The 12,659-nt window shown below is 41.1% G+C and carries 11 protein-coding genes, 1 rRNA gene and 1 pseudogene (1 of these 13 cut by a window edge); all 13 read left to right on the top strand.

Features of this window, described 5'->3' with window-relative positions:
* The first annotated feature begins 6 nt into the window (after positions 1–6).
* Complete coding sequence (locus VEIT17_RS06220) at positions 7–744, top strand: YebC/PmpR family DNA-binding transcriptional regulator (RefSeq protein ID WP_105086230.1); 738 nt, start codon at positions 7–9, stop codon at positions 742–744.
* Positions 745–947: 203 nt separating this feature from the next.
* A complete protein-coding gene (gene ruvC, locus VEIT17_RS06215; protein ID WP_005387349.1) occupies positions 948–1,442 on the top strand; it encodes a crossover junction endodeoxyribonuclease RuvC in 495 nt (164 codons plus the stop codon).
* Positions 1,442–2,050, top strand: a complete 609-nt coding sequence (gene ruvA / locus VEIT17_RS06210) for a Holliday junction branch migration protein RuvA (protein ID WP_178885287.1) — start codon at positions 1,442–1,444, stop codon at positions 2,048–2,050. Before ruvC ends, ruvA begins: the two co-directional genes overlap by 1 nt.
* 2 nt (positions 2,051–2,052) lie before the next feature.
* Positions 2,053–3,057 carry a Holliday junction branch migration DNA helicase RuvB gene (ruvB, locus tag VEIT17_RS06205; RefSeq protein WP_178885285.1) on the top strand — a complete coding sequence of 335 codons (1,005 nt, stop codon included), beginning with the start codon at positions 2,053–2,055 and terminating at the stop codon, positions 3,055–3,057.
* Between the two features lie 2 nt (positions 3,058–3,059).
* Positions 3,060–4,661: a SpoIID/LytB domain-containing protein gene (locus VEIT17_RS06200; RefSeq protein WP_178885284.1), complete on the top strand. Its 1,602-nt coding sequence runs from the start codon at positions 3,060–3,062 to the stop codon at positions 4,659–4,661.
* Positions 4,662–4,672: 11 nt separating this feature from the next.
* Positions 4,673–5,698: a tRNA preQ1(34) S-adenosylmethionine ribosyltransferase-isomerase QueA gene (gene queA / locus VEIT17_RS06195; protein ID WP_178885281.1), complete on the top strand. Its 1,026-nt coding sequence runs from the start codon at positions 4,673–4,675 to the stop codon at positions 5,696–5,698.
* An 8-nt stretch (positions 5,699–5,706) separates the two neighbouring features.
* Positions 5,707–6,822: a tRNA guanosine(34) transglycosylase Tgt gene (gene tgt / locus VEIT17_RS06190; protein WP_178885279.1), complete on the top strand. Its 1,116-nt coding sequence runs from the start codon at positions 5,707–5,709 to the stop codon at positions 6,820–6,822.
* Between the two features lie 77 nt (positions 6,823–6,899).
* A complete protein-coding gene (gene yajC, locus VEIT17_RS06185) occupies positions 6,900–7,190 on the top strand; it encodes a preprotein translocase subunit YajC (RefSeq protein ID WP_005387358.1) in 291 nt (96 codons plus the stop codon).
* Positions 7,190–7,756 (top strand): 5-formyltetrahydrofolate cyclo-ligase, encoded by a 567-nt coding sequence (locus tag VEIT17_RS06180; RefSeq protein ID WP_119208495.1) that lies wholly within the window; start codon positions 7,190–7,192, stop codon positions 7,754–7,756. The genes yajC and VEIT17_RS06180 overlap by 1 nt, the downstream gene beginning before the upstream one ends.
* 21 nt (positions 7,757–7,777) lie before the next feature.
* On the top strand, positions 7,778–9,052 hold the full coding sequence (secD, locus tag VEIT17_RS06175; protein ID WP_060924903.1) for a protein translocase subunit SecD: 1,275 nt from the start codon (positions 7,778–7,780) through the stop codon (positions 9,050–9,052).
* Complete coding sequence (secF, locus tag VEIT17_RS06170) at positions 9,049–9,945, top strand: protein translocase subunit SecF (protein WP_024065567.1); 897 nt, start codon at positions 9,049–9,051, stop codon at positions 9,943–9,945. Before secD ends, secF begins: the two co-directional genes overlap by 4 nt.
* Before the next feature lie 186 nt (positions 9,946–10,131).
* Positions 10,132–10,776 (top strand): annotated as a pseudogene (locus tag VEIT17_RS06165) (MFS transporter); the annotation flags it as partial.
* A 601-nt stretch (positions 10,777–11,377) separates the two neighbouring features.
* A 16S ribosomal RNA gene (locus tag VEIT17_RS06160) occupies positions 11,378–12,659 on the top strand; it runs 281 nt beyond the window's last position.

Here is a 12,659-nt window from a genome sequence, read left to right as displayed (position 1 = left end):
GCGTCTATGTCAGGACATTCAAAATGGGCAAATATTAAACATAAAAAAGGTAAAACCGATGCATTGAAGGCTAAATTGGCTACGAAAATCGGTCGTGAAATTACTGTAGCAGCACGTATGGGTGGTGCCGATCCAACAGGTAATATGCGTTTGAAATTGGCTTTACAAAAAGCTCGTGAAAATAATATTCCTAAGGATAATATTCAACGTGCCATCGATAAAGGCGTTGGTGCTACGGATATGAACGCATACGAAGAAATCGTATATGAAGGTTATGGTCCAGCTGGTGTGGCTGTTACTGTAGAGGTTATGACGGATAATCGTAACCGTGCGGCTGCCGATGTACGCCATGCATTCTCTAAACAAGGTGGTAACCTTGGTGAAAGCGGTTGTGTAGGTTGGATGTTTAAATCTAAAGGCGTATTCGTTATCGATAAAGAAGGTCATGACGAAGATGAATTGACTATGTTAGCTCTTGAAGCGGGCGCAGAAGATCTTAAGTCCGAAGATGATGTATTTGAAATTTATACTACTCCTGAAGATTATGATGCGGTAGAATCAGCTCTTGCTGATGCGGGCATTGAAACAGAAGTAGCGAAAATCACAATGATTCCAGATACTACAATTGAATTGACTGGTGATGATGCTGTAAAAATGCAAAAAATGTTAGACGTATTGGATGATCTTGATGATGTACAAAATGTATATCATAACGGTATTTTGCCAGACGACGAAGAAGAATAATATTAAGGAGTACTCTGAGGGGTGCTCCTTTTTTATTGATTCATGAAATTTAGAGTTTTTGTAAATGTTAAGAATACTAATAGATTTCTTATAAATTTTATATTGAAATTCATGAACTTCGATGTGGTATTGTGCTATAATAAAATAGATTATGTAATGGAGGTAGGCGACAGCTTATCTCATTTTTAAACTAGGGGGTTGAGATGCGAATAATAGGTATTGACCCAGGCACGGCTATATGTGGATATGGCATTATTGACGTGAAGGGCAGCAAATTAACGCCAGTAGCCTATGGGGCTATTACAACTCCTAAGGAATTAACTGATTCACAACGGTTAGAAATTTTATTTAATGATCTAAGTGATATTCTAGAGGAATTTAAACCGGATAAGTTCGGCGTAGAGGAATTGTTCTTCAATCGCAATGTAACGACGGCGATTAAGGTTGGGCAAGCACGTGGAGTTATCTTGTTAGCAGCTGAACAACAGCGTATTCCTATTTATGAATATACACCGCTACAAATCAAGCAAGCTGTTACAGGATACGGTAAGGCTGATAAGAATCAGGTTATTTATATGACCATGAATATTTTGGGGATTCGTGAGAAAATTAAGCCCGATGATACGGCAGATGCATTAGCTGTTGCCATCTGTACGGCCCATAGTTCTCACAATGATAGATTGAAGAGGTTGGTATAATGATAGGGTATGTACGGGGCATCGTAACACATCTCTTTAAAGAGTCTTGTTACGTAGATGTACATGGTGTAGGGTATCGCGTTTATGTGCCGACCACTACGCGTCAACAATTGATCGAAGGTCATGAGGCAACGCTATTTACGTATTTGAATGTGCGGGAAGATGCAATGCAACTCTATGGCTTTTGGACGGAAGAGGAATATGAGCTATTTATTCTACTCATTTCTGTTTCCGGTATAGGGCCTAAGGTGGGGTTAGGTATTTTGTCTGGCATGACACCGGAGGCTTTCAAATTAGCTGTTATTAATGGCCAAGTACAGCAATTAACCAAATTGCCTGGCATTGGCAAGAAGTCTGCAGAGCGACTTGTTCTTGAATTAAAGGATAAGTTAGCTAAAATGACACATATCTCTACGGAGTCACCGGCGGTGATTCAGCCAATTGGCGTTACTGCAAGTGGAGCTGCGGGAGAGGCTATTGAAGCTCTTGTATCATTAGGATATTCCGAGCGAGATGTGGCCGATATTGTGGAGTCTTTAGATGATGGTAAACGCGATGTATCTGAGTTGATTAAAGTCAGCTTGATTGAGCTTGGGAAAGGACGATAAGGATGAACGAAGAAGTACGCCTTGTCGGAAATGGCGAGCACGAAGAAGATATGTGGCAATATAGCCTACGACCAAAGTTCTTTAATGAGTATGTAGGTCAAGAAGAGGCTAAAGGTAATCTAAATGTGTATATTCAGGCGGCTAAGCAACGTGGTGAAGCCTTAGATCACGTATTGCTCTATGGTCCACCAGGTCTTGGGAAGACTACTTTGGCAGGGATTATTGCGAATGAATTGGGTGTTAATTTTCGCATAACCTCTGGGCCTGCCATTGAAAAGTCTGGTGACTTGGCTGCCATCTTAACAAATTTAGATGACCACGATGTACTATTTATCGATGAAATTCATCGCTTGTCTCGCAGTGTAGAGGAAGTATTGTACTCTGCTATGGAGGACTATGCTATCGATATTATCATCGGTAAGGGCCCAAGTGCTCGAACGGTGCGCATTGATTTGCCAAAGTTTACTTTGGTAGGTGCCACTACACGGGCCGGGGCTTTGGCGGCGCCTTTGCGGGACCGCTTTGGTATTATTAACCGGTTGGAATATTATAAACAACCGGAATTAGAGTTTATTGTGACGCGGGCCGCAGAAATACTCAATATTGGTATTGAGCCGACTGGGGCTAGCGAAATTGCGCGTCGTTCAAGGGGAACGCCGCGTATCGCAAATCGTCTACTTAAACGGGTACGTGATTTTGCACAAGTTATTGGTGATGGGGTTATCACTCAAGACATTGCAGATGATGCGTTACAACGTTTATATATAGATAAAGAAGGACTCGATCGAATCGATCGACGTGTGTTGGAGTGTATTATTGAAAAGTATGATGGTGGTCCAGTAGGTATTGATACTATTGCGGCAGCTATCAGCGAAGAGAGAGATACCATCGAAGATGTGTATGAACCATATTTGATGCAACTAGGTTTTTTAGGACGTACACCGCGTGGGAGGGTGGCTACTAAACTTGCCTATGAGCATTTAGGTATTTCACAGACAGGGAAATAACAATGAAAACGAAACGATTACAATTGATGATAATGGCAACTTTGTTTTTAGGTGTAAATATTGGCGGTGCTTCTGTTGCTCAAGGGGCAACATTGCAACATAAAAGTACAGTAGTAACTAAAAAGCCAATGCCGAAATCAACAGTATCTACAATAAATGTATCGAAAGTAAATTCGACTAAGAAGTCAACTTTTCGACCACTTGTAACTAAACCGGCCCCAAAGCCTGTGTCAAAAGTGTCGTCGAAGCCAGCTGCTAAACCTGCAGCATCTAGTGCTACAACGAAAGTTCAAAAAACAGTAGCTCCAAAACCTGTAGCAAAAACTACATCTACTGGTGTTAAGTCTACTGCATCTAAGGTTGTAAAAACATCTAATGCAAATAGCATTCAAGCTAATACAGCTGCTATTACGCGCAATAAAGTAGGTTCTGTAGTAACGCCTGCTACGGAGCGTATTGAGCATGTACCAAATGTACGTGTTCTATTAGGAAGCCGTAGCACCGATGCTAAGGTGACATCTACTGCCAATATGGTTGTGTTAAATAGTAATAATGGTCAAGTTAGTACAATTAGTGCGAATCGTGGTACATCTGTTGGTGTTCAAGGTGGTAAAATTGTTGTTAATGGCAAGGCCATTGATAGTGTAGTTACCTTAAAACCAGCTAATAGTGATGCGCCATTCTTGTTTGAAGGTAAAGGTTATCGCGGTGGACTTACATTACGTGCTAATAATGGTAAAATGATGGTCATTAACTCTGTACCTCTTGAAGATTATCTTTATGGCGTAGTTCCACAGGAAGTCGTTCCGTCTTGGCCTGCAGCAGCATTAGAAGCACAAGCTGTAGCAGCTCGCACTTATGCGCTTCATACAATGGAAGAAAATAAAGGAAAATTGTATGATGTGAGTACGTCCACAGATCATCAAGTCTATAATGGGGTTAGTGGTGAAACTCAGGCTACTACTAATGCAGTAAATAAGACAAAGGGTATGGTTATGCTATATAATCAACGCCCTATTAATGCCTTATTCCATTCTGATGGCGGTGGCTATACTGAGGATAGTGTTAATGTGTGGGGCAGTGATGTACCATATTTGAAAGGTGTAAAGGATTTTAGTACTGGCACATCTACATCGAATTGGACGGTTACTACCTCTCGTCAGGCCCTTGAAAGTAAGCTCAATGCAGCAAGTAAAGGGGTGGGGAAATTGAAGAGTATTCAATTGACACCACTTGGCAAGCCAGGTCAACAAACATCTGACAGAGGCGTGTCTGGACGTATTAAGAGTGCTACTTTCATAGGCACCTCTGGAAAGACGACAGTAGATGGCGATTCCTTGCGTAGTATTTTAGGTTTAAAATCTACACTATTTGATTTCTATGTAAATCACAACCCTGCTAAAGGCACGGGTAAGGCATATCATAACTTTACTGGTAGTAATGATACTGTCTATATTAAAGGCCACGGTTGGGGACATGGTCTTGGTATGTCTCAATGGGGCGCTGCGGAAATGGCTAAGCGTGCTACTCCAGGGGATGCTAATTATTACCAAACTATTTTGCGTCACTACTATAGTGGCATTACATTAAAGAAAATGTACTAATAAGGATTACGATGAAAGTTACAGATTTTGATTATGAATTGCCAGAGGAACTAATTGCTCAACATCCTGTAGAACCTCGCGATACAGCAAGACTTTTAACCTTGGATAAGGTTACCGGTGAGGTTGCGCATAAAGAGCATTTTTACGATTTGCTTGATGAACTTCATGAAGGGGATGTACTTGTATTTAATAATACAAAGGTTATTCCTGCAAGATTATATGGTCAACGGCAAGGTTCTGGTGGCAAGGTAGAGGTATTGCTCCTCACTCCATGCGGTGAAAACCGGTGGGAATGCCTTGTTAAACCTGGCAAAAAATGTCCTATTGGTCAAGTCATAGAGTTTGACGACCGCTTAAGTGGGACTGTACTAGATAAGACTGAATTTGGAGGCCGTATCATTGAGTTCACTTGCAATGGTGTATTTGACGATGTGATACAAGAAATTGGTGAAATGCCATTACCTCCATATATTCATGAAAAGTTAGAAGATAAAGATCGTTATCAAACGGTATATGCTAAGGAGAAAGGTTCTGCTGCGGCTCCAACGGCAGGGCTTCACTTTACACCAGAGCTTTTAGAAAAAATAAAAGCTAAAGGCGTAGAGCTTGAGTTTGTAACCTTGCATGTTGGTCTTGGTACTTTTAGACCTGTATCGGCAGAGACGATTGAAGATCATGAGATGCATAGTGAGTTCTTCGTTGTATCTCAAGAAACCGCTGACCGTATTAATGCAGCTAAGAGAAACGGACGCCGTATTATTGCGGTAGGTACTACATCTGTACGTACACTCGAGTCTGCTACGAATGATGAGGGTATACTACAAGGTATTAGTGGATGGACTCAAATATTTATCTATCCTGGTTATAAATTTAAGATGATTGATGCATTGGTAACGAATTTCCATTTACCTCAATCTACATTGTTAATGTTAATTAGTGCATTAGCCGGTCGTGAACATTGTTTAGCGGCCTACGAAGAAGCTGTTCGAGAACGTTATCGCTTCTTTAGCTTTGGCGACGCTATGTTTATTCGTTAGGAGGGACTATGCCAAGTATTACCTATGAATTACAAAAGACATGTCCTCATACAGGGGCACGTGCAGGTTTATTGCATACACCACATGGTACCTTCCAAACACCTATGTTTATGCCTGTAGGTACACAGGCAACTGTTAAAACAATGACACCTGAAGAATTAAAGGCTATGGGTTCTCAAGTTATCTTGAGTAATACGTACCATTTATTCCTTCGTCCTGGGCCTGAACTTGTGGAAGAAGCAGGTGGGTTGCATAAGTTTATGAATTGGGATCAAGCTATTTTAACAGATAGCGGTGGATTCCAAGTATTTAGCTTAGGCGACATGCGTAAGATTACTGAAGAAGGTGTAACTTTTAGATCACATATTGATGGTTCTAAACAGTTTTTATCTCCAGAGGTGGCCACAAAGGTACAAGAGCAATTAGGTTCTGATATTGCGATGGCCTTTGATGAATGCATTCCATATCCAGCAGATCATGATTATGCGAAGCGTTCTACAGCGCGTACCACACGTTGGGCTCATCGCTGCCAAGAGGCTCGTAAGGCTCATGACCGTCAAGGTATGTTTGGTATTGTTCAAGGCGGCATGTATAAAGACTTGCGTAAACAAAGTGCGGAAGAGCTAGTAGCCATGGACTTTGAAGGCTATAGTATTGGCGGCTTATCCGTTGGGGAACCTCATGATTTAATGAACGAGATTTTGGAATATACCACACCATTGTTGCCAACTAACAAGGCTCGTTACTTGATGGGCGTTGGTACAGCGGATTGTCTTGTTGAAGGCGTGGCACGTGGTATTGATATGTTTGACTGCGTATATCCAACACGTGTTGCTCGAAATGGGATGGCTATGACTTGGAAGGGGCGCCTTAACATTCGAAATGCGCAGTTTGCTCATGATTGGGGCCCTTTAGAAGAAGGTTGTCAGTGCTATACATGTAAAAATTATTCCCGCGCTTATATTCGTCACTTGTATAAGGCGGAAGAAATTTTGGCATTGCGTCTCGTAACATACCATAATCTCTACTTCTTGCTTGAGTTTATGCGTCAAATGCGACAAGCTATTTTGGAAGATCGATTCCCCCGATTTAGAATGCAGTTTTGGGATAGCTTTAAAAAATAGTAATTAAGTCTAGTCAAATCTATATTAGGTGGCTATACTAGAAAAGAAAAATATATTTATTATACTAGGAGGATAAAATGGAAGATATTTTACAAGTGTTGCAAACTAGCTGGCCTATTTTGTTGATGGTCGTAATCTTTTATTTTTTATTATGGCGTCCACAAAAGAAACAACAAAAAGAGCGCGCTAATTTGTTAGGTAGTTTGAAAAAAGGCCAAAAAATCGTTACAATTGGCGGTATTTATGGTGAAATCGTTGAACTTGATGATGAAAAAGTAAAGGTTCAAGTATCTGAAAAAGTGGAGTTAACATTTGCGCGTTCTGCAATTGCTAACGTACTTTCCAAGAAAAACAAGGAAGAAAAATAATGAATACAAAGGAAGCAGTGCGCCGGGCGTGCAAGTCCCAGCGCGCTGCTTTATCCGTTGCTGATTGTAATACATGGACATCAATGTTGACGGAGCAAATCGTCAATACTCCTGAATATAAATCAGCCAATAGCATTATGGCCTATTTGGCGATGCCCAAGGAGGCCAATTTAGACGATGTGATTCGTCATGCTTTAGAACATGGTAAATCCGTATATGTTCCAGTTTGTACAGATAAGACGACAATGATTGCAGTTCGTCTCAAGTCTCTAGAATCTATCACTCGGGGTGTGTTAAATATTCGCATTCCCTCTGAGCCATACGAGGTTATTAATCCACATGACTTGGATTTGATTTTAGTGCCTGGTGCTGGCTTTGACCGTCAAGGTGGTCGCATGGGGATGGGGAATGGGTATTATGATCGATTTCTCAAGGAACTTTCATCAAGTACATATATGGGCGTATGTTGGGCTATCCAAATTTGGGATGAACCAATCCCTATGGATGAATTGGACCAACGGATGAACAAGATTGTAACGGAGCAAGGCGTTATACATTGCGTATAGTAGTAGAAGGGAGCAACTATTTTGAACGGTAAAGCTATTATCAAGTTTTTAGTAGTCATTGCTGCCATCATTGGATTATTTGCGTATTTCATTCAACCTTTAGCAGGTTCTTTGAAACAAGGCCTAGACTTACAAGGTGGTACGCATATCGTATTGGAAGCAGAGGATTCTGCAACTGGTCAAGCTGACAATGATGCAGTGGAACGGGCGAAGCAAATCTTAGAGCGTCGTATTAATGAAATGGGTTTGTCTGAACCATTGGTACAACGTGAAGGCGCTCGCCGTATTATCATCGAATTGCCAGGCGTAAAAGATCCTGACGAAGCGATAAAACGTATCGGTAAAACTGCGGTCTTAGAATTTAAGAATGACCAAGGTCAAACTGTTATGACTGGTGATGATTTAAAAGATGCGAAAGAAGAGTTAGGTCAAAATAAACAACCACTCGTTGCTATTGAATTAAGCGATGAAGGGGCTAAGAAATTTGCGGACTTAACATCTAAAAATATTGGCCGTCGCATTGCCATTACTTTGGATGGTAAAGAATTGACTAATCCTGTAGTGCAACAAGCAATTACAGGTGGTAAAGCAACAATTTCTGGTAGTCAAAGCTTAGAAGAAGCTAAAGACTTAGCTATTTTATTACGTTCCGGTGCATTACCTGTTAAAATTAATGTATTGGAAGTTCGTACAGTAGGTCCTTCTTTAGGTCAAGATTCCAAGGATAAATCTGTTGTAGCCTTCAGTGCTGGTATTGCAATGATCATGATTTTCTTGGTTATTTTATATCGCTTTTCCGGTATCGTAGCTAATATCGCATTACTTGTATATGTAATGCTCTTATTACTTGTATTAGGTAAAGGCTTTAATGCGACTATGACATTGCCAGGTATTGCTGGTATTATCTTATCCATGGGTGTTGCTGTAGATGCTAATATCCTTATCTTTGAACGATTTAAGGAAGAGGTATTTTCTGGTAAATCCATGCGTGTAGCAATGGAAGCTGGTTTTAGTCGTGCTTTAGCAACAATTACAGATGCGAACGTATCCGTTATTATTACGGCTGGTATCTTGACAATCTTAGGTTCTGGTCCGGTAAAAGGCTTTGCTATCAGCTTAGGCGTAGGTGTTGTTGTAAGTATGTTTACAGCGATTACGGTGAGTCATTTCTTGTTGCGCTTACTTATAGACTGTAACTTTACGAACCATCCATTCTGGTTTGGTGCGAATATCTCTCCAAGCAAAAGTGCTGACGCATTTGCACCAAAATCTTTGAAAGGAGGTAAACGCAAATGACATTAGACGTAATTAAACATCATCGTTGGTGGTTTGCTATTTCCTCCACACTTGTTATTATCAGTTTGATTTCTATCTTTACTAAAGGCTTTAACTTTGGTATTGATTATACTGGTGGTACAATTGTTGAAGTTGTATTTGATCAACCTGTAGAGGTTAGTCAAGTTCGTGACGTTTTGAAAGAATATAATCTTGAAAATGCACAAATTCAGCTTTCTGGTGATACTACTGGTGAAACAGCGGGCGAAGACGTAATGATTCGTACACGTAATCTCGAGGCTAGTGAAAGTGCCGCTGTTGTAGAGTCTTTGACTAAATCTATTGGAAACAATACAGTTAAACGTATTGAAACTGTAGGTGCTGTAATTGGTTCTGAGGTTACAGAACATGCGTTGTTAAATCTTGTTATAGCATTCGCAGCATTAGCATTGTATATTTCTTATCGTTTTGAATATAAAGTTGCTATTTCTGCTCTTGTTGCTATTTTCCACGATTTAATCATGGTGCTTGGCGTATTCTCTTATTTCCAATTGGAAATTGATGCGTCTTTCCTTGCTGCTATTCTTACGGTTGTAGGTTACTCCATGAATGAATCTGTAGTTATCTTTGACCGTGTTCGTGAAAATACACATACACATAAACGTTCTGATACATTTGCAGATCTTGCGAATGCATCTATTACACAAAGTATTCACCGTAGTTTCTATACATTGGCTACAGTTATGTTCGCCTGTGTATCTCTTTATCTGTTCGGTGGGGACACTACAAAAAACTTTGCTCTTTGTATGATTATCGGTTTTGCTAGTGGTGCGTACTCCTCTATCTGTGTAGCTACATCCTTATGGGTTATGTGGAAAAGTCGCAACAAAAACGATATCCGCAATCAACAATAATATATAACTGCTTTTACTATAATAATGGTAAAAGTACTGAACCTCTCTAGCATACAGTCTAGAGAGGTTCTTTTTAGTCTGTGGCATATTATATATGACTCATTATGTATTGGTAGCTGCATTACCTATAGTGATTACTTCCGAACTAAGTGGTAGTGATTTAGATGTAGGTCTGGCGATGACGTATTGCTGTTAAGTAATGTTATTCCTCTTTCAAAAGAGTTAGCCTTACCAAAAACGTCTAAGCACAAAGGCTGGCATATTTCTCAGTTTATAGAAAGCAAAAGTTTGCCTTGGGCATTAATGGGTTTATTCATAGGTTTTACTTATTCAGGCGTTTTAGTATTTATTCCTATCGAGCTGAATAGTATGGGCGCAGGTATTAGGGGTAGTGCTTTTTTTGCTATCTTTGCTTTGATGATTATAATCAGTCGACCTTTGGTGGGGAAAGTGTATGCTCGTTATGGATCTAAGTTCATTATTTATCCTGGGTTAGGCTTATTTATATTAGGCCTATTTGGCTTAGGCCTTGCCACAACACCAATGGCTATTATTCTTACAGCTCCATTATTGGGGTTAGGCTATGGGGCGGCCCAGCCGGCATTTCAAGCGTTAGCCATACAATCAGCACCTATTGAACGAGCAGGTGTATCAACGGCGACATATTTCTTAGCTCTTGATATAAGTGTAGGCGCTGGTTCAATTATACTTGCATTACTTGCAAATGCATTAGGATATCAATACCTATATATTATTGCTGCTTTAGTTATGGTCATAGCGCTCAGTCTATATCATGTATGGATTAAAAAATATACTCCATTAGAAATATAGTTATATAGAGATTTTATTTGTGAGAGTTTCCCATCGTAGATTTAGATAAAACCATAAATCCTTATAGGATACTTTTGAAAGTATTCTATAAGGATTTTTTAGCTTTAGTAGTAATTAGTGAAAGTTAGTTAAAAATAAAATGAACTAAAGTGATTGAAAAAAAGGTGTTATACAATTTAAAACCTGAATTAATAAGGAATTAAGGCGGGCTTATGATGAGGCGTGGTGAATTTAAAATGAAGTTGTAAAAACAAGGTTTTTATATGTTGACGATTATTTTATTTGTGCTATACTTATACAAGTCGTTAGGACACAGCACAAACGATGAGCACAAAAAAACTTCTGAAAAAAGTTTTAAAAAGTGCTTGACGTAATGAGCTGAACTTGATAGAATAATCAAGTCGCCAGTTGATGAAACACTTCGAAAGAAGGTAGTGGAAACTGGTACAGATCTTTGAAAACTGAACAATGATAGGTAATCAATCAATATGATTGAACATATGCCAGAGTGCGGGTTTTGACAAAGTCAAAACCAACCATAATTCAAAGTTACTTACATGTAACGACAACAAATAATGAGCTATTCAAATAGCTTCAAGATATCTTGGAGAGTTTGATCCTGGCTCAGGACGAACGCTGGCGGCGTGCTTAACACATGCAAGTCGAACGAAGAGCGATGGAAGCTTGCTTCTATCAATCTTAGTGGCGAACGGGTGAGTAACGCGTAATCAACCTGCCCTTCAGAGGGGGACAACAGTTGGAAACGACTGCTAATACCGCATACGATCTGACCTCGACATCGAGGATGGATGAAAGGTGGCCTCTATTTATAAGCTATCACTGAAGGAGGGGATTGCGTCTGATTAGCTAGTTGGAGGGGTAACGGCCCACCAAGGCGATGATCAGTAGCCGGTCTGAGAGGATGAACGGCCACATTGGGACTGAGACACGGCCCAGACTCCTACGGGAGGCAGCAGTGGGGAATCTTCCGCAATGGACGAAAGTCTGACGGAGCAACGCCGCGTGAGTGATGACGGCCTTCGGGTTGTAAAGCTCTGTTAATCGGGACGAAAGGCCTTCTTGCGAATAGTTAGAAGGATTGACGGTACCGGAATAGAAAGCCACGGCTAACTACGTGCCAGCAGCCGCGGTAATACGTAGGTGGCAAGCGTTGTCCGGAATTATTGGGCGTAAAGCGCGCGCAGGCGGATTGGTCAGTCTGTCTTAAAAGTTCGGGGCTTAACCCCGTGATGGGATGGAAACTGCCAATCTAGAGTATCGGAGAGGAAAGTGGAATTCCTAGTGTAGCGGTGAAATGCGTAGATATTAGGAAGAACACCAGTGGCGAAGGCGACTTTCTGGACGAAAACTGACGCTGAGGCGCGAAAGCCAGGGGAGCGAACGGGATTAGATACCCCGGTAGTCCTGGCCGTAAACGATGGGTACTAGGTGTAGGAGGTATCGACCCCTTCTGTGCCGGAGTTAACGCAATAAGTACCCCGCCTGGGGAGTACGACCGCAAGGTTGAAACTCAAAGGAATTGACGGGGGCCCGCACAAGCGGTGGAGTATGTGGTTTAATTCGACGCAACGCGAAGAACCTTACCAGGTCTTGACATTGATGGACAGAACTAGAGATAGTTCCTCTTCTTCGGAAGCCAGAAAACAGGTGGTGCACGGTTGTCGTCAGCTCGTGTCGTGAGATGTTGGGTTAAGTCCCGCAACGAGCGCAACCCCTATCTTATGTTGCCAGCACTTCGGGTGGGAACTCATGAGAGACTGCCGCAGACAATGCGGAGGAAGGCGGGGATGACGTCAAATCATCATGCCCCTTATGACCTGGGCTACACACGTACTACAATGGGAGTTAATAGACGGAAGCAA

Origin of the sequence: Veillonella nakazawae (assembly GCF_013393365.1) — a bacterium.
GTDB lineage: Bacteria > Bacillota > Negativicutes > Veillonellales > Veillonellaceae > Veillonella > Veillonella nakazawae.
Note: the sequence above shows the minus strand (reverse complement) of the source record. Positions and strands in the feature narration are given on the sequence as shown.

What these genes read in the sequence shown, in the direction of transcription:
- VEIT17_RS06180 (WP_119208495.1), top strand. Translation starts at nt 7,190, where the DNA reads ATGAATACAAAGGAAGCAGTGCGCCGGGCGTGCAAGTCCCAGCGCGCT.
- tgt (WP_178885279.1), top strand. Translation starts at nt 5,707, where the DNA reads ATGCCAAGTATTACCTATGAATTACAAAAGACATGTCCTCATACAGGG.
- VEIT17_RS06200 (WP_178885284.1), top strand. Translation starts at nt 3,060, where the DNA reads ATGAAAACGAAACGATTACAATTGATGATAATGGCAACTTTGTTTTTA.
- secF (WP_024065567.1), top strand. Translation starts at nt 9,049, where the DNA reads ATGACATTAGACGTAATTAAACATCATCGTTGGTGGTTTGCTATTTCC.
- ruvC (WP_005387349.1), top strand. Translation starts at nt 948, where the DNA reads ATGCGAATAATAGGTATTGACCCAGGCACGGCTATATGTGGATATGGC.
- yajC (WP_005387358.1), top strand. Translation starts at nt 6,900, where the DNA reads ATGGAAGATATTTTACAAGTGTTGCAAACTAGCTGGCCTATTTTGTTG.
- ruvA (WP_178885287.1), top strand. Translation starts at nt 1,442, where the DNA reads ATGATAGGGTATGTACGGGGCATCGTAACACATCTCTTTAAAGAGTCT.
- VEIT17_RS06220 (WP_105086230.1), top strand. Translation starts at nt 7, where the DNA reads ATGTCAGGACATTCAAAATGGGCAAATATTAAACATAAAAAAGGTAAA.
- ruvB (WP_178885285.1), top strand. Translation starts at nt 2,053, where the DNA reads ATGAACGAAGAAGTACGCCTTGTCGGAAATGGCGAGCACGAAGAAGAT.
- queA (WP_178885281.1), top strand. Translation starts at nt 4,673, where the DNA reads ATGAAAGTTACAGATTTTGATTATGAATTGCCAGAGGAACTAATTGCT.